The 20,230-nt window shown below is 70.7% G+C and carries 19 protein-coding genes; 11 read left to right on the forward strand and 8 right to left on the reverse strand.

Translation table 11 applies throughout. The features are described from left to right. On the forward strand, positions 1-570 hold the full coding sequence (locus AC07AZ_RS18230) for a GNAT family N-acetyltransferase (RefSeq protein ID WP_478848826.1): 570 nt from the start codon (positions 1-3) through the stop codon (positions 568-570). Between the two features lie 18 nt (positions 571-588). Here AC07AZ_RS18230 and AC07AZ_RS18235 read toward each other — a convergent pair whose 3' ends face one another. Next, positions 589-1,152, reverse strand: a complete 564-nt coding sequence (locus tag AC07AZ_RS18235) for a DinB family protein (RefSeq protein ID WP_478848828.1) — start codon at positions 1,150-1,152, stop codon at positions 589-591. 51 nt (positions 1,153-1,203) lie between these two features. Between AC07AZ_RS18235 and AC07AZ_RS18240 the strand changes: the two genes are divergently transcribed. The 5 genes from AC07AZ_RS18240 (at position 1,204) to AC07AZ_RS18260 (ending at position 8,410) form a co-directional block, all read left to right on the forward strand. After that, positions 1,204-2,220 carry a class I SAM-dependent methyltransferase gene (locus AC07AZ_RS18240; RefSeq protein WP_478848830.1) on the forward strand — a complete coding sequence of 339 codons (1,017 nt, stop codon included), beginning with the start codon at positions 1,204-1,206 and terminating at the stop codon, positions 2,218-2,220. Between the two features lie 1,150 nt (positions 2,221-3,370). Further along, positions 3,371-4,144: an isoprenyl transferase gene (locus AC07AZ_RS18245; protein ID WP_478848832.1), complete on the forward strand. Its 774-nt coding sequence runs from the start codon at positions 3,371-3,373 to the stop codon at positions 4,142-4,144. A 328-nt stretch (positions 4,145-4,472) separates the two neighbouring features. After that, positions 4,473-5,798 carry a PhoH family protein gene (locus AC07AZ_RS18250; RefSeq protein WP_478848834.1) on the forward strand — a complete coding sequence of 442 codons (1,326 nt, stop codon included), beginning with the start codon at positions 4,473-4,475 and terminating at the stop codon, positions 5,796-5,798. Positions 5,799-6,218: 420 nt separating this feature from the next. Continuing rightward, a complete protein-coding gene (locus tag AC07AZ_RS18255; RefSeq protein ID WP_478848836.1) occupies positions 6,219-6,914 on the forward strand; it encodes an aggregation-promoting factor C-terminal-like domain-containing protein in 696 nt (231 codons plus the stop codon). Between the two features lie 134 nt (positions 6,915-7,048). Continuing rightward, on the forward strand, positions 7,049-8,410 hold the full coding sequence (locus AC07AZ_RS18260) for an AI-2E family transporter (RefSeq protein ID WP_478848838.1): 1,362 nt from the start codon (positions 7,049-7,051) through the stop codon (positions 8,408-8,410). 109 nt (positions 8,411-8,519) lie between these two features. On the opposite strand, the gene AC07AZ_RS18265 is transcribed toward AC07AZ_RS18260, so the two are convergent. Both AC07AZ_RS18265 and AC07AZ_RS18270 read right to left on the reverse strand, forming a co-directional pair. Continuing rightward, positions 8,520-9,062: an alkyl hydroperoxide reductase gene (locus AC07AZ_RS18265; RefSeq protein ID WP_478848840.1), complete on the reverse strand. Its 543-nt coding sequence runs from the start codon at positions 9,060-9,062 to the stop codon at positions 8,520-8,522. 6 nt (positions 9,063-9,068) lie between these two features. Next, positions 9,069-9,623: a peroxiredoxin gene (locus AC07AZ_RS18270; protein WP_478848842.1), complete on the reverse strand. Its 555-nt coding sequence runs from the start codon at positions 9,621-9,623 to the stop codon at positions 9,069-9,071. Between the two features lie 160 nt (positions 9,624-9,783). Here AC07AZ_RS18270 and AC07AZ_RS18275 point away from each other — a divergent pair, with 160 nt between their 5' ends. The 4 genes from AC07AZ_RS18275 to AC07AZ_RS18290 all read left to right on the forward strand — a co-directional run bounded on the left by AC07AZ_RS18275 (position 9,784) and on the right by AC07AZ_RS18290 (position 12,638). After that, complete coding sequence (locus AC07AZ_RS18275; protein WP_478848844.1) at positions 9,784-10,740, forward strand: hydrogen peroxide-inducible genes activator; 957 nt, start codon at positions 9,784-9,786, stop codon at positions 10,738-10,740. A 178-nt stretch (positions 10,741-10,918) separates the two neighbouring features. Further along, the gene (locus tag AC07AZ_RS18280; RefSeq protein ID WP_478848846.1) at positions 10,919-11,776 is read left to right on the forward strand and encodes a MarR family transcriptional regulator; all 858 of its coding nucleotides are present in this window, start codon (positions 10,919-10,921) and stop codon (positions 11,774-11,776) included. A gap of 42 nt (positions 11,777-11,818) precedes the next feature. Next, entirely contained in the window at positions 11,819-12,205 is a 387-nt protein-coding gene (locus tag AC07AZ_RS18285; protein WP_478848848.1) for a roadblock/LC7 domain-containing protein, read from the forward strand. Between the two features lie 4 nt (positions 12,206-12,209). Beyond that, positions 12,210-12,638, forward strand: a complete 429-nt coding sequence (locus tag AC07AZ_RS18290) for a hypothetical protein (RefSeq protein ID WP_478848850.1) — start codon at positions 12,210-12,212, stop codon at positions 12,636-12,638. A gap of 81 nt (positions 12,639-12,719) precedes the next feature. Here the strand turns inward: AC07AZ_RS18290 and AC07AZ_RS18295 are convergent, their stop codons facing one another. The 5 genes from AC07AZ_RS18295 to AC07AZ_RS18315 all read right to left on the reverse strand — a co-directional run bounded on the left by AC07AZ_RS18295 (position 12,720) and on the right by AC07AZ_RS18315 (position 17,561). Further along, on the reverse strand, positions 12,720-15,053 hold the full coding sequence (locus AC07AZ_RS18295) for an ABC transporter permease (RefSeq protein ID WP_478848852.1): 2,334 nt from the start codon (positions 15,051-15,053) through the stop codon (positions 12,720-12,722). Next, positions 15,050-15,739 (reverse strand): ABC transporter ATP-binding protein, encoded by a 690-nt coding sequence (locus AC07AZ_RS18300; protein WP_478848854.1) that lies wholly within the window; start codon positions 15,737-15,739, stop codon positions 15,050-15,052. Before AC07AZ_RS18300 ends, AC07AZ_RS18295 begins: the two co-directional genes overlap by 4 nt. Continuing rightward, positions 15,736-16,260: a PadR family transcriptional regulator gene (locus AC07AZ_RS18305; RefSeq protein ID WP_478848856.1), complete on the reverse strand. Its 525-nt coding sequence runs from the start codon at positions 16,258-16,260 to the stop codon at positions 15,736-15,738. Before AC07AZ_RS18305 ends, AC07AZ_RS18300 begins: the two co-directional genes overlap by 4 nt. Positions 16,261-16,383: 123 nt before the next feature. Next, complete coding sequence (locus AC07AZ_RS18310; protein WP_478848858.1) at positions 16,384-16,620, reverse strand: type II toxin-antitoxin system antitoxin; 237 nt, start codon at positions 16,618-16,620, stop codon at positions 16,384-16,386. After that, positions 16,617-17,561 carry an SPFH domain-containing protein gene (locus AC07AZ_RS18315; RefSeq protein WP_478848860.1) on the reverse strand — a complete coding sequence of 315 codons (945 nt, stop codon included), beginning with the start codon at positions 17,559-17,561 and terminating at the stop codon, positions 16,617-16,619. Before AC07AZ_RS18315 ends, AC07AZ_RS18310 begins: the two co-directional genes overlap by 4 nt. Positions 17,562-17,868: 307 nt before the next feature. On the opposite strand from AC07AZ_RS18315, the gene AC07AZ_RS18320 reads away from it, so the two are divergent. After that, complete coding sequence (locus AC07AZ_RS18320; RefSeq protein ID WP_478848862.1) at positions 17,869-20,229, forward strand: transglycosylase domain-containing protein; 2,361 nt, start codon at positions 17,869-17,871, stop codon at positions 20,227-20,229. Position 20,230: the final 1 nt, after the last annotated feature.

Here is a 20,230-nt window from a genome sequence, read left to right on the forward strand (position 1 = left end):
ATGACCGACCACCCGGAGCGCGTACGGCTGCGCGGCGTGACCCACGCCGACCTCGAAGCCTTGCTCGTCTTCGAGCACGACGAGGAGGCCGTCCGGCGGTCCAGGTTCGACCCACGGCCCCGTGACGCCTTCCTCACCCACTGGAAGTCCGTGATCCTCGGTGACGACACCTGCCTCGTCCGCACGGTCACCGTGAACGACGAACCCGCCGGGCACATCGTCGCCTGGTGGGAGACCGAGCCGGGGAGCGAGCGGGGGAAAGGGGCGGACAGCCCTCGCCGTTTCGTCGGGTACTGGCTCGGGCGCGCCTACTGGGGGCGCGGCATCGGTGCCGAGGCCCTCGGCCTGTTCCTGGGCGAGGAGGTCAACCGGCCGCTGTACGCCGACCCCTTCGCCGGCAACACGGCCTCCGTACGACTCCTGGAGAAACTCGGCTTCCAGCGCTCCTGCACCGTGCGGCACGGCGAGGACGACCACCTCATGCTCGTTCTGCCGACGTCCCCACCCACACACGACCCGACGCCCCCACCCACGCAGGAGCCGACACCCCCGCCCCCGCACGCTCCCTGACCGCGCCCCCGGCAGCCCTCACTCCGCCCGTCGGTCTCCCACCGCCCCGTCCGCCAGTTCCCGCAGGATGTCCATGTGGCCCGCGTGTCTCGCCGTCTCCTCGATCATGTGGACCAGGACCCAGCGCAGGGACACGGGGTGTTCCCGCCAGGTGGGACGGCCCAGGTCGTCCAGGAACCGGGAGGCGATGAAGGCGTCGGCGGCGGCCCGCGCACGGCCGTAGAACTCGACGATCTGCGCGGTCGTCTCGCCCTGGTCCGCGCGCATGTCCTCGTCGCTCGTCGGGTCGAACCAGAAGGGCTCGACCTCGCCGCCGAAGCTCTCGACGAACCAGCCGTACTCGACGGACGCCAGGTGCTTGACCAGGCCGAGCAGGCTCGTTCCGGACGGCGTCATCGGGCGCCGGAGCGCCTCGTCGTCCAGCCCCTCCAGCTTCCACAGCACCACGTCCCGGTGGCGGTCGAGGCCGTCGAGCAGAATCTCCTTCTCGCCGCCCGTGTACGGCCTGGCAGACACTGCCGAAGGGGTGGGAGCAGGGGTCGGCGCGGGGTCGGGGGTGCCGGTCGTATCGGGTCGCGTCATGCTCCGAAAACTAGCAGCGGCCACTGACACCGCCCTGGGACGATCACACGCATGGCATCCGACCACGCGACCCACGAGCCGTCCGACCGAACACCCGACCACGCGACCCACGAGCCGTCCGACCGAACACCCGGCCACGCCGCGCACCGGACACCCGGCCGCGCTGCCCAAGCGGCACCCGGCCACGCCGCGCCCCCGGCCTCCCGCACCTTCGAGGACCTCGTGGCCGAGGGCGCCGCCGTGCCCACCGAGGGGTGGGACTTCTCGTGGTTCGAGGGGCGGGCCACCGAGGCGCGGCCCTCATGGGGATACGCGGTGTCGATGGCCGAGCGGCTGACCGGCGCGGATGCCGTGCTCGACATCCAGACCGGGGGAGGGGAGGTCCTGGACTTCGCCCTCGGCAGGCTCCCGCAGACGACCCCGCGCGCCCCCGCCACCGAGCTCGGGCTCCCGCCCACGCCCCTGCCTGCCCCCGCCACCGAGCGCGGGCTTCCGCACGCGCCACCCCTCCTCACCGTCGCCACCGAGGGCTGGCCGCCCAACGTGGCCAAGGCCACCGCCCTGCTGCGCCCGCGCGGGGTCGCGGTCGTCGCGTCGCCCGAGGACGCCGCGCTGCCGTTCGCGGACGGCGCCTTCGACCTCGTGGTCAGCCGTCATCCCGTGCGGCCCCACTGGCGGGAGATCGTCCGGGTGCTGCGGCCCGGCGGCACCTACTTCGCCCAGCACGTGGGCCCCGGCAGCGCCTTCGAGCTGGTCGAGCACTTCCTCGGTCCCCTGCCGGGCGGGCAGCACGGTGCCCGCCACCCCGACCGTGAGCGCGCGGAGGCGGAGGCGGCCGGACTGGAGATCGTGGACCTGCGTGCCGAACGGCTCCGCATGGAGTTCCACGACATCGCGGCCGTCGTGCACTTCCTGCGCAAGGTGATCTGGATGGTGCCCGGCTTCACCGTCGAGGCGTACGAGGCCCAACTCCGTTCGCTGCACGACCGGATCGAGTCAGAGGGCTGCTTCGTCGCGCACAGCTCCCGCCACCTGATCGAAGCCCGCCGGGCGGCGACCGCCGACTGACGAGCGCGCCCAAACCCTCTCCGCACGGCGGACGAGCGCCCTCGACCCTCCTGCGCAGGGCGGACGAGCGCCGCCCAAGTCCTCCGCGCAGGACGGTCGAGCGCCCCCGAGCCTCCTACGCACGGCGGACGAGCGCCGCCCAAGTCCTCCGCGCACGGCGGTCAAGCGCCGCCCAAGTCCTCTCCGCACGGCGGACGAGCGCCCGCCGCGCCTCTCCGCAAGCCGCTTGAATCAGACAATGCGTCAGCAAAGGGCCCACAGCCCGCCTTTCGCCACACCTCGGTTCTCCGGCATTCGAGGCATTTCGCCGAGCTGCGCGCAGGGTTTCCGCATCGTTATCCCCAAGGCTCGCGCCGGCGGTGAGCCGTCACGTAGGTTCGGACCAAGGTAATTCGCGTCAGCAAAGCTGCGCGGGCGGCACCGCGCGGTGGAGGGGGCTGCGCGGTGCCATGCCCCACCGTCGGAGGTCGGCGCACCGTCAAGTGGGCGTTCGCACTCCGGTTCACCCGGAGGGGGGATGCCGGGCTCAACCGCCGACTGAGGGTCAAGGTGTGGCAAACCCTCAGATTCCATCCCTATCTCTGGTAGATCGCCTGAGATTCCGTTGTGAACGGGACATGCGTCCAATTGAATCCGAGTCAAGGGTGACCACCGCCGCGTTGCCACACGACTGCGGAGAGTAGTTGTGGCACGCCGATGCGCGCAGCATCACTCACGAAGGGTTAGGGTGGAAACCCCCCCTCGGGCCGGTCCGTCTCCCCCCCCACGGACCGGCCCGTTTTTTGTACCCGGACAGGTCCCGGACGTCGCCCGAACCCCTTGCGCACGCCTTTGCATCCCTGACCCCGTGAGCCCCCGCCGGCCTCCGTCCGCGCACCCCCGCCGCCCCCCTCCGCGCACCCCCGACTCCCCGACCGCGCGCCCGCCCCGCCGCCCCGCCGCACGGCCCGCTTCACGGCCCCTGCGCGCGAACGACCCCCGCTGCCCCCGCCGCCCCGATCCGGCGCACAGGCCCGCAGGGGTAGGCTTCGCCCCTGGGGAACGCCATACGGAGCCCCCGGACCGCCATACGGACAGGGATCGCCCTCGGCCGCGCCAGAGCCGGTCGAAGCCGCGCCTGTCCGATCCGTACGGAGGGGCTGACAATCACGTGAACCTGCGCGACAAGCTGCGCGGCCTGCTGGTCAGGCTGTACGCACGCCGGGTGGAAGGCCACCTGGACCACGCTCAGGTGCCCAAGCACATCGGCGTCATCATGGACGGCAACCGGCGCTGGGCGAAGGCCGCGGGTTCGACCACGGTCCACGGTCACCGGGCGGGCGCCGAGAAGATCGAGGAGTTCCTCGGCTGGTGCTCCGAGACGGACGTCGAGGTCGTCACCCTCTGGCTGCTGTCGACGGACAACTTCGACCGGCCCCAGGACGAACTCGGCCCGCTGCTCGGGATCATCGAGGACGTCGTCCGGACCCTGGCGGCCGACGGCCGCTGGCGGGTGCACCACGTCGGCACGCCCGACCTGCTGCCGTCCCCGATGCAGACGGCGCTGAAGGAGGCCGAGGAGTCCACCGCGCACATCGACGGAATACTGGTGAACGTGGCCATCGGCTACGGCGGCCGTCAGGAGATCGTCGACGCGGTGCGCTCGATGATCCTCGACGCCGCCGACAGGCGCAGCTCGATGGAGGACCTCGCCGAGTCCGTCACCGTCGACGCCATCAGCCGTCACCTCTACACCGGCGCCCAGCCCGACCCCGACCTCGTCATCCGCACCAGCGGTGAGCAGCGGCTGTCCGGTTTCATGCTGTGGCAGACGGCCCACGCGGAGTACTACTTCTGTGAGGTCTTCTGGCCGGCCTTCCGCAAGGTCGACTTCCTGCGGGCCCTGCGCGACTACGCCGCCCGCCACCGCCGCTACGGCGGTTGACCCGCCAAACCCCTCGAAGGGGGCAACATCTGCCCCGCTCGGGACGGAAGTAACACGGAGTTCACCGGAGCGCCGTCATCGGCCGTGGCATGGCGGCGCGTGTTCGAGGGCATAACCCAAGCAGGTCGATGCCCGAACCACGGGTGTCGGATCTCAGCGGACGGCACGGGGCCGTCCGCCCGGGAGGCCCTTTGCACCAGCTCGACCGTGCGGTTCCAGCACGGAAGAAGCAGTGGAGGGCCGGTCCCCGGCCCGCGCATCGCGGCCGACGACCGGTCCAGCTCCACTCCGTCGCTCCCCGACCTCATCCGAGGGGGTACGTCCTTCCGTGGTGACCAGCACAAAGCGCCGTATGCCAGACCGGCGCACCTATGTTCTCGACACCAGCGTTCTGCTGGCCGACCCGAACGCCCTGAACCGCTTCGACGAGCACGAAGTCGTGCTCCCCATCGTCGTGGTCACGGAGCTGGAGGCCAAGCGGCACCATCCCGAGCTCGGCTACTTCGCCCGGCAGGCGCTGCGCCTGCTCGACGAGTTCCGGGTCCGGCACGGTCGCCTCGACGCCCCCATCCCGATCGGGGACCTCGGCGGGACCGTCCGTGTCGAGCTCAACCACTCGGACCCCAGCGTGCTGCCCAGCGGCTACCGCCTGGGGGACAACGACTCCCGCATCCTCGCGGTCGCCCGCAACCTGCAGGCCGAGGGGTACGACGTCACGGTCGTGTCGAAGGACCTCCCGCTCAGGATCAAGGCGTCCTCGGTCGGACTCCTCGCCGAGGAGTACCGCGCGGAGCTCGCCATCACGGGCTCGTCCGGCTGGACCGGCATGTCCGAGCTGACCCTGGCCGGCGAACAGGTGGACCTGCTCTTCGAGGAGGGGCACGTCCATGTGCCCGAGGCCGCCGAACTCCCCGTGCACACGGGCCTGATGATCCAGTCGGAGCGGGGCAGGGCGCTGGGGCGGGTCACGCCCGAGGGCGACGTCCGGCTGGTGCGCGGCGATCGTGAGGTGTTCGGCATCAAGGGCCGCAGCGCGGAACAGCGCATCGCGCTGGACATCCTCCTCGACCCGGACATCGGCATCGTGTCGATGGGCGGCCGGGCCGGCACCGGCAAGTCGGCGCTCGCGCTGTGCGCGGGCCTGGAGGCGGTCCTGGAGCGCCGCCAGCACCAGAAGGTGATGGTCTTCCGTCCGCTGTACGCGGTGGGCGGGCAGGAGCTGGGCTATCTGCCGGGCTCCGAGTCGGAGAAGATGAGCCCCTGGGCGCAGGCGGTGTTCGACACGCTGTCCGCGGTCACCAGCCGCGAGGTCATCGAGGAGGTCACCGCGCGCGGGATGCTGGAGGTCCTCCCGCTCACCCACATCCGCGGCCGCTCCCTGCACGACGCGTTCGTGATCGTGGACGAGGCCCAGTCCCTCGAACGGAACGTCCTACTGACCGTTCTGTCCCGGATCGGCGCGAATTCACGGGTCGTTCTGACCCACGACGTCGCGCAGCGGGACAATCTGCGGGTCGGCCGATACGACGGTGTCGTCGCCGTCGTGGAGAAACTGAAGGGGCATCCGCTCTTCGCGCACGTCACGCTGACGCGGTCCGAGAGGTCCCAGATCGCGGCGCTTGTGACCGAAATGCTGGAGGACGGGCACATCTGATCCGAGCGCTCAACTCGGCGCAGCGGTCCGTTGGTTGGCGCCGCCCGGTGAAAGGCCAAGAGCCTAGCCGGGCGGCGTCGGCGTGTGTGGGCGTTTCTTGAAATCCCCTGGGACAAACGCCATGTGAGCTTTCACACGCAACTCGGAATTGCCTTGCGGCGTCGCGTTACGGCTAGAGTCTCAGTCCTGTCAGGCCCCGCATACGACACATCTGTACCCCCAGCGGTACGGCACCACAGAGCCACCAGGTCCAACTCCATAGCGTCGTCGTATGCCGCCCGTGCACCACGCGGTGCTCCTCCAGGGGAGTCGCCCACCGGGTCCGTGCCTCCCGTGACCCTTAGGTGGGAGGCCAGCGTCAGGGGGCACGATTGCGTCCGCCAGGGTCACCGAAGCGGACGATGCTGGAAGGAAAACCGTGTGAGCCGGATTTCGGTCCGGGGATTCGCAGTGGCCTCGGCCACCGCGGTCACCGCTGTCGGTAGCGTCGTCGGAGTTGCCTCGGGCAGCACCGCCCAGTCCAACGACGCCGAGGCGACGGCAACCGACCTGACGCTCCTCGCGGACATGCCCACGGGCGCGCAGGCCCAGGTGCAGACCGCGTCCCTGACTCAGCAGGCGAACGTCCAGGCCATCGCGGCCGACGCGAGCGCCAAGAAGGACGCCGAGGAGGCGGCCCGCAAGGCCGCCGCGCAGACGGCGATCCAGAAGAAGGACGCTGCCGAGAAGGCCGCCGAAGCCGCCAGGAAGGCGGCCAAGGAGCGTGTCGAGACGAAGGCCGCGGCCAGCCGCAGCTCCGCCAGCTTCCCGGTCCAGACCTCGTACACCGTGGCGCAGGTCCAGGCCATGGCGGCGACGATCGTGGGCAGCGGCCAGTTCGGGTGCTTCAGCAACATCGTGAACCACGAGTCCACCTGGAACTACAAGGCCGTCAACGCCTCCTCCGGCGCCTACGGTCTCGTCCAGGCGCTGCCGGGTTCCAAGATGTCGTCCGTCGGCGCGGACTGGCAGACCAACCCGGCCACCCAGATCAAGTGGGGCCTGAACTACATGAACGAGCGGTACGGCAGCCCGTGTGACGCCTGGGCGTTCTGGCAGGCCAACAACTACTACTAGGCCGTCCGGACTCCGGTCCCGCTCAACCTCGCGAAGCCCCTCCCCGTCCTAGGGGGAGGGGCTTTGGCCATGTACGGTCGGACGCGACGACTCCAGGGGGAGTAGTGGGGAGAGACGGGGGAAGAGGACGGATCATGTCGCGAGTGCCAGGGTGGCTCGGCCGTATCGGCGCCGGACTGACCGAGATGGGTGAGAGGTTGGACGAGCGCCGCGCCGAGGCGGAGCGGGAGCACGGTGAGGACGGAACGCCAACCACCGAGGAGGTGGTGCTTCCCGACCACGTGACCGTCGTCGCGGCCCGGCCGGACCCCGCCCAGGCGGTGCCGTGGGGCATGCGGGTCGCGGCCGAGGCGGGCTGGCGGCTGCTGATCCTCGCGGGCACGGTCTGGGTGCTGATGCGGATGATCAGCGCCGTACAACTGGTGGTCCTCGCCTTCGTGGCCGCGCTGCTGATCACGGCGCTGCTCCAGCCGACGGTGGCGCGGCTGCGGCGGATCGGGTTCCCGCGCGGCCTGGCCACGGCGCTCACCGCGATCCTCGGGTTCGTCGTCATCGGGCTGATCGGCTGGTTCGTGACCTGGCAGGTCGCGGAGAACATCGACAACCTCTCCAGCCAGGTCCAGGACGGCGTCGACGAGCTGCGCAAGTGGCTGCTGAACAGCCCCTTCCACGTCACGGACAAGCAGATCAACGAGATCGCCAAGAACCTGCGCGAGGCGATCGGTTCCAACACGGACGCCATCACGTCGGTGGGCCTGGAGGGCGTGACGGTCGTGGTGGAGGCCCTGACCGGCATCCTCCTGACGATCTTCTCCACCCTCTTCCTGCTCTACGACGGCCGGCGCATCTGGGAGTGGACGCTGAACCTGGTGCCCGCCGCGGCCCGGCCCGGTGTCGCCGGAGCGGGTCCGCGGGCATGGCGCACGCTGACGGCGTACGTCCGCGGCACGGTGGTGGTCGCGCTGATCGACGCGATCTTCATCGGCCTGGGCATCTACTTCCTGGACGTGCCGATGGCCGTCCCGCTGGCCGTGTTCATCTTCCTGTTCGCGTTCATCCCGCTGGTCGGCGCCGTGGTGTCCGGCGCGCTCGCGGTGGTGGTCGCCCTGGTCACCCAGGGCGTCTTCACCGCGGTCATGACGCTGGCGGTCGTGCTGGCGGTACAGCAGATCGAGGGCCACATCCTCCAGCCGTTCATCCTCGGCCGGGCGGTGCGGGTGCACCCGCTGGCGGTGGTGCTGTCGGTGGCGGCGGGCGGCATGATCGCCGGCATCGGAGGCGCGGTGGTCGCGGTGCCGCTGGTCGCCGTGACCAACACGGTCGTGGGCTATCTGCGGGCGTATTCACGGGAGTCGGCGCTCCGGCAGTCGCCCAGGCCGCACGGCGCCACGGCGGTGGACTCGGCGCCCGCGGAGGCGGACGCGCAGGCGGCGGCACCGCCGGCGGACGCGCGGCCGGCGCGACCGGATCCGCAGCCGCCCGCTCCGACGGCGTAACCGTCGCGGCCGCCCCGGCCGGGGACGAAGAAGACGAGGGGAACGCGAAGGGGTCCCGTCCACCTGAGGGTGGAGGGGACCCTTTCGCGTGCGTCGCGGCGCGACCGCGTCACTCCGGCAGGGACGCCAGGACCGCTTCGGCGTCCAGCGTCGTGCCGACCGCCTGGATCACCGAGGCGATCTTGAAGGCCTCCTGGACCACCTCACGGTCGACGCCCGCCTTGCGGAGCACCTGCTCGTGGGAGTCGAGGCACAGACCGCAGCCGTTGACGGCGGACACGGCGAACGACCACAGCTCGAAGTCGACCTTGTCGACACCGGGGTTGCCGATGACGTTCATCCGCAGACCGGCCCGCAGGGTGCCGTACTCGTGGTCCGAGAGCAGGTGGCGGGTGCGGTAGAAGACGTTGTTCATCGCCATCACGGCGGCCGCGGCCTTGGCGGCGGTGAACGCCTCCGGCGACAGGTTCGCCTTCGCCTCCGGCGCCAGCTCGCGCAGCACGATCGGCGAGCGCGAGGCGATCGCGGTGGCCAGCACCGTGCCCCACAGCTGCTGCGCGGGCAGGTCGGAGTTGCCGATGACGGAACCGAGGTTGAGCCTCAGGTCCTTGGCGTAGTCCGGTACGGCGGACTTCAGGGCGTCCAGCGACATGTCAGGTCACTCCCCGGCCAGCAGCTTGACGGGGTCGAGGGTCTCGTCGCCCTGGCTCCAGTTGCACGGGCACAGTTCGTCCGTCTGGAGCGCGTCCAGGACCCGCAGGACCTCCTTGGGGTTACGGCCCACCGAACCCGCGGTCACCATGGAGAACTGGATCTCGTTGTTCTGGTCGACGATGAAGACGGCGCGCTTGGCGAAGCCGTCCTCGCCCTCGATGCCGAGGTCACGCATGAGTTCGTGACGGGAGTCGGCCATCATCGGGAAGGGCAGGTCACGCAGGTCGTCGTGGTCCTTGCGCCAGGCGTGGTGCACGAACTCGGAGTCGCCGGAGAAGCCGAGGACCTGGGCGTCACGGTCGGCGAACTCGTCGTTCAGCCTGCCGAAGGCGGCGATCTCGGTCGGGCACACGAAGGTGAAGTCCTTGGGCCACGCGAAGACGACCTTCCACTGACCCTCGTAGGTCTTGTGGTTGATCTGCTGGAACTCCCTGCCCTTCTCCAGCGAGACACAGGCGGTCAGATCGAACTCGGGGAACTTGTCACCGACAGTGAGCACATGCTCTCCTTGCAGCGAGGAAGCACCCCCGGAACAGGGGCGCGTCTCAGGGGTTGGACAGCTGCGATCCTGACACAAGGTGCATTGATACGAGAAATAGCTACACTCGGTCAGGTTGATCGACCACGGCTATCAGTGACTGCGAGTAAGAGGTACGGCCATGCTCCCCGCCCACTCCCACGGGCGCAGGCCCCCGAGCCTCGCGCAGCTCCGCGCCTTCGCCGCCGTGGCCGAGCACCTGCACTTCCGTGACGCGGCCGCCGCGATCGGCATGAGCCAGCCGGCCCTGTCCGGTGCCGTCTCCGCGCTGGAGGAGACCCTCGGCCTGACCCTGCTGGAGCGGACCACCCGCAAGGTGCTGCTGTCCCCCGCCGGCGGCCGGATCGCCGTACGCGCCAAGGCGGTGCTGGCCGAGGTCGGGGCGCTTCTCGAGGAGGCGGAGGCGGTCCGGGCGCCGTTCACCGGGACCCTGCGGCTCGGGGTCATCCCGACCGTCGCGCCCTACCTGCTGCCCACCGTGCTGCGGCTGGTCCACGACCGCTACCCCGACCTCGACCTCCAGGTGCACGAGGAACAGACTGCCAACCTGGTGGAGGGGCTCACCTCCGGCCGGCTCGACCTGCTGCTGCTCGCCGTCCCTCTCGGTGTCCCCGGAGTGGTCGAACTGCCGCTCTTCGACGAGGACTTCGTGCTCGTCACACCGCTCGACCACCCGCTCGGCGGCCGGACGGGCATCCCGCGCGAGGCGCTGCGCGAGCTGAAGCTGCTGCTCCTGGACGAGGGGCACTGCCTGCGCGACCAGGCCCTCGACATCTGCCGGGAGGCGGGCCGCGCGGACGCGCCCGTCACCACCACCGCCGCCGGTCTGGCCACCCTGGTCCAACTGGTCGCGGGCGGACTCGGGGTGACCCTGCTCCCGCGCACCGCCCTCAGGGTCGAGGCCACCCGCAGCGAGCGGCTGCGCACCGGATACTTCGCCGAGCCCGCCCCGGCCCGCCGGGTCGCCCTCGCCATGCGGACCGGCGCGGCGCGCGCCGCCGAGTACGGGGAACTGGCGGCCGCGCTGCGGGAGTCGCTGCGTCCGCTGCCCGTACGGGTGCTCGGCGCGGACGACTGAAAGCGGCCCCGATCGTTCAAATGGGCTCCGGACAAAGCCTTTTGGGGGACGTCGCGGTGCAACTTCCGTCAGCCGGGGACAGGTAAGGAGACCCCGCCCGGAATATGCGCCCCGACTGCTACACATTCCCTCCTCAGCGTTACGCGTCAGGCGTATGTGCGACAGGTCAAGGGGAGTGATGTCGGGCCTTCGCGATCCCCTCGACCGGGTCGGCCAGGACCTGCTGGCACCCACCCTGATCGCCTGCGGGCGGGCGGAGTTCACCGGGGAACTGCGGGTCTTCGGAGATCCCGGTGGCGTCTTCCATCTGCGCCGGGGTCTCGTCGTCGCGGTCGAGAGCCCCGGCGCGCCGGGGCCCGAGGCACTGCTGCTGCGGTCCGGCCGGGTCAGCGGAGAGGAGTGGGCCGGTCTCGTCCGGGAGTCGGGCGGTTCACGCTGGCCCGCCGCCGGGCTGATCACCCACGGGTACGCGGGCGCCGCGCAGTTGCGGGTGGTGTGCGCGATGGCCCTGCACGACGCGGCCTTCGCGATCGTCGCGGGCCGGGTGCGCAGCTGTGAACGCGTGCCCGACGACGAGCCGTTCACCCAGCTCGTCCTGGGGGAACCGGCCGCCCGGGTGCTCCAGGACGCGGTCCGCAAACTGTCCGCCGTCCTCGCCCTGCCCCAGCCCGTACGCCCGGACCGCGAACGCCCCCTGCCCGCCCCGGTGCCCGCCGGCACGCTCACCGGACTCCGGCGGGAACTGCTCGACCACGCCGACGGCCGCCGTACCGCCCGGGACCTCGCCTTCCGCACCGGACGCGGGGTCTACACGGTCACCGTCGAGGTCGCCCGGATGCTCGCCGAGGGCCTTCTGGTGTGCGCGTCCACCCCTCCGCCGATCCCGGTCCTCGCCCTGCCCGAGGGGCAGGGCGTGCACCACCGGAAGCCGGAACTCCCCGAACCCCGACCGCCCGCAGCGCCCCCGACACCCGCCCCGCTGCCCCGCCGTAAACCCGGCGGATTCTTCCGCATGCGGAACGGAGCCCCGAAATGAAAAAGCCGATCGGACCCGAACAGAAACAGGGAAGTTGACTGCATGGACCGCAAAGCCCTGGCCATGGAAATGCGCGGCCTGCGTGAGCAGGTCACCGGAATCACCGACACCGCCGTGGCGGCCGCCGACGGACTGCTGATCGCCGCCGACACCGCCGACTCGATCGATCCGGAGGGCCTCGCCGCCCTCGCCGCGGCCGGTCTCGGCCTCGCCCGTCGTACCGCCGAGGCGACCTCACGCGGCGCGCTGCGCCGGACCGTGGCGTACGGCAGCCACGGATGTGCCGCCTTCTACGCGGTCGGCGACACCGCGCTGATGGTGGTGCTGGGCGACGAGGGTATGGACGTGGACCGTCTGCACACCGCGAGTCAGCCGGCCCTGGACCGCATCGACGCGATCCTCACCGAGAAGGCCCCGGAAGGAGTGTGAAGGGATGGCGACCAAGCGTATGTCCGCCAATTTCTCAGATCAGGTGATGGGCCTGGTGAAGGCCCTGCGGTCCGACGCCCCCGAGTGCGTGGCCTCGGGCGCGGTCGACATGTCCACCGGCATGCTGCTGTCGTACGAGACCGTCGACAACCATCCGCCCGAGGTCCTGGACCTGCTGGCGGGAGCGACCCTCGACCTGTTCCAGGGCCGTACGGTCGTGATGATCGAGGACGTCTTCAAGGAGCGCCGGGGAGTGGCGAGCGACAACCACTTCTTCCAGGAGATCCTCGTCAACAGCGAGAACCTGACGCATCTGTTCGTGCGGATGAACGAGCAGCAGGACGTCGTCGCCGTCGTGGTGTGCCGCAAGTCGGTGAACGTCGGCATGCTGTTCGCCCAGGTGCGGCGCGTGGTGCGGGAGTACAGCCTCTGAACGCGCCCCCGCCCCCTCCCTCCCCGGGCGGGAAAGGGAGGGGGCGGGGCCGCCGGTTCACTCGGTGCGCAGTCCGTCCGGTCACTCGGTGCGCAGTCCGTCCGGCCGCATCAGCCGCAGCAGCGGAGGCAGGCTCAGCAGCGTCACCAGCAGGACGACGGCGGCGCCGAAGCCGGCCATCGCCAGCACGCTCGCCCAGTCCACGCTCACCGTGGTGCCCGTCATCTTCAGCAGCGTCGCGCCCAGGGTCAGCCCGACCGCGCCGGCCAGCACCAGGCCGAGCGCGATGGGGATCGCCGTCTGCCACAGCACCGACAGGCTCAGCGTCCGGCGCCGGGTGCCGAAGGCGACCAGCGCCGACAGCAGCCGCTTGCGCTCCCGCAGTTGCTCCAGCTGGGAGACCAGCAGGCTCACCCCGATCAGCGCCAGCACACAGGCGGCGCCGACGAACAGGCCGGTGCGGATGGAGGTGAACCGCGCGGACCGCTCGGTCTCCGTCCACGTCATCGGATCGATCAGCGGATCGATACGGGCCACCGTGTTGCGGACGTACTCGTGCGCCAGCGGGACGGCCGGGTCGAGGGAGACGTAGACCTGCGAGCGCAGCTGCGCCGTGGCCTTCGCGGGCAGGGCGGCCGAGGTGATCAGGAAGCCGCCGCGTTCGGCGCCGGCCGGGTCGTTGCGGGCCGCCGCCCGCTTCAGGTCCCGGGGCACCGGCCAGGCGAACGGGGCGTTGCCCTTCTCTCCGGTGTAGGCGGGGTCGAGGTACAGCGTCCTCCCGGCCCCCGCCAGGTCCCGCGTCTCGGTGTCACCCTCGGAACCGTTGATCGCGAAGGCGTCCCCCTCGCGGCACGAGGGCAGCGTCGCCACCTCGCGCAGGGCCGCGCAGTCGCCCACGGTGAGCTGGACGGTCACCTCCGGGTCCTTGCGGCGGGCGCCGACGAACCCCTCGGACATCGACACCACCCGCCGTACGCCCTTGGTGCGGGTCAGGTCGCCGGTCACCCGGGCCGCCGGGGTCTCGACCGGGACCTCGACCTCCATCTGCGCGCGGGTCAGGTCCTGCCCGGTGTCCCTGGAGTAGTCCGACTCCACCCCGGCGAACAGCATCTGCAGCGCGATCGCGCCGGCCACCGCCACGGCGATGCCGTTGACCATGCGGGCCGCGGTACCGCTGCTCAACTGGAGTCTGCGCACGGCCAGTTGCCAGGCCACTCCGCCGGCGCCGAGCCGGGCGACGACCGCCTCGACGGCCCAGGGCAGCAGCGCGGTGATGCCGACCAGCAGGAGCAGGACACCGCCGGTCACCAGGTACTCGTTGAACGTGCCGTCGTCGCGGCCCTGGCCGAGCATCGGGTAGAGCATCGCGAGCCCGGCCACCGGCAGCAGCAGCCGCCACCACAGCCGGCGCCGCGCCGGCTTCGCCGTACGCACCACGCCGAGCGGTTCGATGACCACCCCGCGCAGCGCGAACAGGGTGACCAGCACCGCGGCCGCCGGAACGGCGATGACGACCAGGGCGGCCAGGGCGGGCGAGGGGTTGAGGTAGCTCGGGAACACGCTGACCCGGAACACCTCGGCGGAGCCCGCGATCTCGCGGCCGATCAGGAAGAACCCGGTGCCGAAGACCAGCCCCAGCGCCGCGCCCGCGACCGCCTCGCCGGCCGCGATGCGCCGGACCATGCGGCTGTCGGAGCCGACCAGCCGCAGCGCCGCCAGCCGCCGGTCGCGCCGCTCGCCGCCGAAGCGCACGGCCGCGGCGATGAACACGCCGACCGGCATCAGCAGCACGATGAACACCACGAGGACCAGCAGGACAAGGACCGGGTCGGTGGTCTCCGGACTCGGGTGGGGGTTGCCGAAGTGGTCGATGCGGGCCACGGACGGCGGGTGGATCCTGCCCGCGAGGTCGTCGGAGCCCGCGTAGTAGGCGAGTTCGTGCGAGCCGATCAGCCCGCCCTCCCCGATGGTGCCGGTGATCCGGTACGGCAGCCGCTCGCGCAGCAGCCGGCCCCCGTCGGAGTCGAGCAGCTCCTTCAGCGCCGGGGAGACGACCATGTCACCGGGCGCCGGGAACTTCGCGAGGCCGGGAGGCAGCGGGGCACGGGCCCCTTCGGGCTGCATCAGCCGGCCGCGGACCTGCTCGTCGCGGTACGTCGTGTCCACGTCGGACACCACGAGGGTGTCGTCGGCCGCGGGCTTGGGGGTGAAGTCGTACGTGTAGTCCAGCCGCGCGTCCTCTCGCTCGCTGCGCACGTTCAGCGCGCTGGGGAGGGCGGTGGTGAGCAGCAGCAGCGCCACCCCCAGTCCCACCCCGACGGCCGTGAGCAGGGCCCGGACCCATCCCTCGCGCCCGCCGCTGAAGGCGAACCGGAATCCCATGGCCAGATCCCTGGACCACTGCCGCATGTTCATACGACGCGCTCCATGTCCCGGGACTTCCCGTCCCGTACGACGATCTCGCGGTCGGAGTAGGCGGCCACCCGAGCCTCGTGCGTCACGAGCACGACGGCCGTGTTGGCCGAGCGGGCGGCCTCGGTGAGCAGTTCCATGACCCGCTCGCCGTTGAGCGAGTCGAGGGCGCCGGTGGGTTCGTCGGCGAAGACCACGCGCGGGTCGGTGACCAGCGCCCGCGCCACGGCGACCCGCTGGCCCTGGCCGCCGGACACCTCGCCGGGCCGCTTGGCCCCGAGGTCGTCGACCTCCAGCCGTTCCATCCAGGTGAGGGCGGCGCGCTCGGCCCGCTTGCGGGGGGTCCCGTTGAGCCGCAGCGGCAGCGCCACGTTCTCCACGCAGGTGAGTTCGGGCACGAGCTGGCCGAACTGGAACACGAACCCGAACTCCGAGCGCCTGAGCGCGCTGCGCTGGGTGTCGTTCATCGTCGCCATCTCGCGTCCGTCGTAGGTGATGGACCCGGAGTCGGGCGGCACGATGCCGGCGAGACAGTGCAGCAGCGTCGACTTGCCCGACCCGGAGGGGCCCATCACGGCGACGACCTCGCCGGGGTGGATGGAGAAGTCGGCGCCGTCGAGGGCGACGGTGGGGCCGTAGGCCTTGCGCAGACCGTCGGCGGCGAGCAGGGAACCGGCCGGATGTGTCACGTGGCCACCGCCTCGGCGAGTTTGTCGAGGCGGGCCGCGGTCAGCTCCAGCCAGCGCAGGTCGGCCTCGAGATGGAACAGGGCATGGTCGCAGATCAGCTGGTCCGCCAGGTCGCCCCGGCGTTTGCGGTCGGTCAGGATGCGCATGCTGCGCAGGTGCTCGGCGCGCTGGGTGTCGAGGATGTCGGCGGCGTCGCGCCGGGTGAGCAGGGCGAGGACGACCTTGGTGTACAGCGTGGACTGGAGGTACGGCTCGGGCTTCTCCGGTGTGGCCAGCCACCGCTGTACGTCGGTGACGCCGGCCTCGGTGATCGCGTAGCGCTTCCGCTCCGGGCCGCCGCCCGCCTCGATGCCGTCGACTTCCACGAGGCCGTGCTTCAGCAGCCGCGACATCGTCGAGTAGACCTGGCCGTAGTGCAGCGGCCGGTCGTGACCGAACTTCTCGTCGAAGGCCCGCTTGAGGTCGTAACCGTGGCGGGGCCCGGACTCCAGGAGTCCCAGGAGGGTGTGACCGATGGACATGCGAGCACTGTACATACCGTGTATACGCGCTATGTATACGCGGAGTGTGCAGATCGTGGCGCGGGGTTCAGGACCGCAGGTGGCGGGTCATTGTCACGGTTTCGCTACACGGGCGCCCGCACGTCAGGAGGTGGTGGGCGGCCGTCCCCGGCGGGGCTGCGGACCGGCCTCACCGGGCAGCCGGCCCGCCTCCTTCAGGGCCCGCCGCAGCAGGAACTCGATCTGCGCGTTCGCCGACCGCAGTTCGTCCCCGGCCCAGCGTGCGAGCGCCTCGTGGACCAGCGGGTCCAGCCGCAGCAGCACCTGCTTGCGCTGCTGCGGCCGGCTCCGCGGGGTCCCGCCCTCGGGGGTGTCCGTCACTGGTAGAGGGTCCCGGTGTTGAGGACCGGCTGCGGCGCCCGGTCGCCGCACAGGACCACCATCAGGTTCGACACCATCGCCGCCTTCCGCTCACTGTCCAGTTCCACGATGTCCCGCTCGGCGATCCGGTCCAGAGCCGCCTCGACCATCCCCACCGCGCCGTCCACGATCTCCCGCCGGGCCGCGACGACCGCTCCGGCCTGCTGGCGCTGGAGCATCGCCGAGGCGATCTCGGGAGCGTACGCGAGGTGGGTGAACCGCGACTCGATGATCTGCACGCCGGCCGCTTCCACACGCGCGTGCAGTTCGACGGCGAGCTTCTCGGTGATCTCCTCGGCGTTGCCGCGCAGCGACAGACCGTCCTGCTCGTGCGCGTCGTAGGGGTACTCGATCGCGATGTGCCGTACGGCCGCCTCGGTCTGGGTGGCGACGAACTCCAGGAAGTCGTCCACCTCGAAGCTGGCCTGCGCGGTGTCCTCGACCTTCCACACCACGACCGCGGCGAGCTCGATCGGGTTGCCGTAGGCGTCGTTGACCTTGAGCACGGCGGTCTCGTGGTTGCGCACGCGGGTGGAGATCTTCGTGCGCGAGGTGAAGGGGTTCACCCAGCGCAGTCCGTCCTCGCGGATCGTCCCCCGGTAGCGGCCGAAGAGCTGGACGACCCGGGCCTCACCCGGCGCCACCGTGTTCAGCCCGCACATCGCGAGGAACGCGGCGATGCCGACCAGGACGCCGGCGACGATCAGCGCGGCCTTGGCGCCGGAGCCGGTCACCGTCGTCGCGGTGGCGATCATGCCCGCCCCGAGCAGCAGTCCGACCAGCCCGAGCAGCAGCGCGAGCCCGCCGCCGATGCTGCGCGCGGTGAACTCCCGCACCCGGGGTGCGGGCATCTGCGGTACGTCGGGTGCGTCCGCGGGCGCGGTGGATTCGTGTACGGACATGGAGGTCCCCCCGTTTCGTCGTCTGCGGAGCCGCTGCCGCCGGGGCGCGGCTCCGGGCGGAGCTCCGGCCCCGCTCGGGCCATAGCTCCGGTCTAGCTAAGTGATATCACTTTATCGCGGCGAGGCCCGTTCCGGGCAACCCTCGGACCGGTTTGTTCGTCGGTTCCGTTGACACGGGTGCTGATTCTCACCCCGGTGAAAGAGCGGATCGCGGCCCCTTTGTCATAGACAGCGGTGTTAGCTTTCTGAGCTGACCTGGGCCACGCACGGGCGTGACTGCCGAGTAGGAAGCGGAGCGAAGCGACTCATGGGGCGAGCGGAAGACAGACGAGCGCGGCAGCGCGGTGGTCGCCGCGCGGCGCCGAGGAGCCGTTCCGCGCAGGCGGTCGTGGAGCCGGAGCCGACCGTCGTGGGCCAGGGCCGGGCGGCCGCCAGGAAGGGCGCCAGAGCCGGCAGGAGTGACAAGAGCCTCATACGCAGGATGTTCACCTGGAAGAAGATCCTCGGGACGTTCTTCGGACTGTGCCTGCTCGGCATCGGCGCCTTCCTCCTGATGTACCTGATGATCGGCATCCCCGCCGGCAACGCCGACGCCAAGCTCCAGAGCAACGTCTACAAGTACAGCGACGGCACGACCCTCACCCGCGACGGAGACGTCAACCGCGAGGTCGTGGACCTCGCGCAGATCCCCAAGCCCGTCCAGCGGACCTTCGTCGCCGCCGAGAACAAGACCTTCTACAACGACGCCGGCATCGACCTCAAGGGCACCGCGCGCGGTCTGCTCAACACGCTGTCCGGCAAGGGCGCGCAGGGCGGCTCGACGATCACCCAGCAGTACGTCAAGAACTACTACCTGACCCAGGACCAGACCGTCACGCGCAAGCTGAAGGAAATGGTCATCTCGCTCAAGCTGGACCGCGAGAAGTCCAAGGACTACATCCTCGCCGGCTACATCAACACCAGCTACTACGGCCGCGGCTGCTACGGCATCCAGGCCGCCGCCCAGTGCTACTACCGCGTCGACGCCGGCAAGCTCACCGTCGAGCAGGGCGCCTACCTCGCCGCCCTGCTCCAGGCACCGAGCCAGTACGACTGGGCCGTCGCCACCGACACCGGCAAGAAGCTGGTCAAGGCGCGCTGGAACTACGTCCTGGACAACATGGTCGGACAGGGCTGGCTGGACAAGTCCGAGCGGGACGGCATGACGTTCCCCGTACCCAAGGGGCCCAAGCCCTCGGCCGGCAAGAAGGGCCAGATCGGCTACCTCGTCGACGCCGCCAACAACTCGCTGGCCCGCCAGCTCGTCGCACAGGGCAGCGCCGAGGACGCCAAGCAGGCCGAGGCGATGGTCGAGGCGGGCGGCTGGACCATCACGCTCAACATCGACCGGAAGAAGCAGGTGGCGCTGGAGGAGTCCGTCAAGGGCCAGCTGACCAGCAAGCTGGACAAGAAGAAGCGCAAGGTCGACGGCGACGTACAGGCCGGTGCCGTGTCGGTCGACCCGAAGACGGGCGCGGTCGTCGCGATGTACGGCGGCGTGGACTACCTCAAGCACTTCACGAACAACGCCACCCGCCGCGACTACCAGCCGGCCTCCACCTTCAAGCCGGTCATCCTCGCCGCCGCTCTCGACGAGGGCGCGAAGACGCAGGACGGCAGGAAGATCACGGCCAACACGCTCTACGACGGCACCAGCAAACGCCCCGTCAAGGGCAGCGACATCGCCTTCGCCCCGGAGAACGAGGACGACCAGGACTACGGCGAGGTCACCGTCCAGACGGCCATGAACAAGTCGATCAACTCCGTCTTCGCGCAGCTGGGCGTCGACGTCAGCATGGAGAAGGTGCTGAAGGTCGCGGCCGACCTGGGCATGGACACCAGCGGACTGAAGGCGGTGCCCGCGCAGACCCTGGGCACCATGGGCGCGAGCCCCCTGGAGATGGCCGGCGTCTACGCGACCCTCGACAACCACGGCAAGAAGGTCACGCCGACTCTCATCAAGTCGGTGCAGAACAGCAGCCGCGAGGTCCAGCTCCCGAATCCCGTCGGGGGCCAGGTCATCAGCCGTGAGGCCGCCGACTCGGTGACCTCGGTGCTCACCGGCGTGGTCGACGACGGTACGGCCCGGACCTCCGTGCGGGACAACCCCAAGCGCAACGGACAGAAGGTCGCCGGCAAGACCGGCACGTCCGACAACAACAAGTCGGCCTGGTTCACCGGCTTCACGCCGAGCCTGGTCACCTCCGTCGGCCTGTTCGGCGAGAACCCCAAGTCCCACGCCCAGGTGACCCTGACCGGCGCGACCGGCCTCATCCCGAGCCCCGGCCGCATCAACGGCGGCGGCTACCCGGCGCAGATCTGGGCGACGTACACCTTCGGGGTGCAGACCAAGGTCACGAAGTTCGACCTCGAGACCACCCAGGGCGCCGCGGTCCAGCCGCCCCGGACGGCGACGGCCTCGCAGTCCCCGACCTCGTCCCCGTCGCAGTCCCCGACCTCCGCGTCACCGACGGCCGAGCCCACGCCCACCGACACGCCCACGTCCGAGCCGCCCACGTCGTCGTCGTCGCCGTCGGCCCCGACGAGCAGCGCGGCACCGACGGACCCGGAGACCTCGCCCTCGGGCGACGTGTCCGAGGACCCCCTCGAACCGGACCTCGGGCAGTGAG

The organism is Streptomyces sp. NPDC043878 (assembly GCF_056435735.1).

Coding starts and splice junctions, on each gene's coding strand:
- AC07AZ_RS18230 (WP_478848826.1), top strand. CDS start 1: ATGACCGACCACCCGGAGCGCGTACGGCTGCGCGGCGTGACCCACGCC.
- AC07AZ_RS18235 (WP_478848828.1), bottom strand. CDS start 1,152: ATGACGCGACCCGATACGACCGGCACCCCCGACCCCGCGCCGACCCCT.
- AC07AZ_RS18240 (WP_478848830.1), top strand. CDS start 1,204: ATGGCATCCGACCACGCGACCCACGAGCCGTCCGACCGAACACCCGAC.
- AC07AZ_RS18260 (WP_478848838.1), top strand. CDS start 7,049: ATGTCGCGAGTGCCAGGGTGGCTCGGCCGTATCGGCGCCGGACTGACC.
- AC07AZ_RS18265 (WP_478848840.1), bottom strand. CDS start 9,062: ATGTCGCTGGACGCCCTGAAGTCCGCCGTACCGGACTACGCCAAGGAC.
- AC07AZ_RS18275 (WP_478848844.1), top strand. CDS start 9,784: ATGCTCCCCGCCCACTCCCACGGGCGCAGGCCCCCGAGCCTCGCGCAG.
- AC07AZ_RS18280 (WP_478848846.1), top strand. CDS start 10,919: ATGTCGGGCCTTCGCGATCCCCTCGACCGGGTCGGCCAGGACCTGCTG.
- AC07AZ_RS18285 (WP_478848848.1), top strand. CDS start 11,819: ATGGACCGCAAAGCCCTGGCCATGGAAATGCGCGGCCTGCGTGAGCAG.
- AC07AZ_RS18290 (WP_478848850.1), top strand. CDS start 12,210: ATGGCGACCAAGCGTATGTCCGCCAATTTCTCAGATCAGGTGATGGGC.
- AC07AZ_RS18295 (WP_478848852.1), bottom strand. CDS start 15,053: ATGAACATGCGGCAGTGGTCCAGGGATCTGGCCATGGGATTCCGGTTC.
- AC07AZ_RS18305 (WP_478848856.1), bottom strand. CDS start 16,260: ATGTCCATCGGTCACACCCTCCTGGGACTCCTGGAGTCCGGGCCCCGC.
- AC07AZ_RS18315 (WP_478848860.1), bottom strand. CDS start 17,561: ATGTCCGTACACGAATCCACCGCGCCCGCGGACGCACCCGACGTACCG.
- AC07AZ_RS18320 (WP_478848862.1), top strand. CDS start 17,869: ATGGGGCGAGCGGAAGACAGACGAGCGCGGCAGCGCGGTGGTCGCCGC.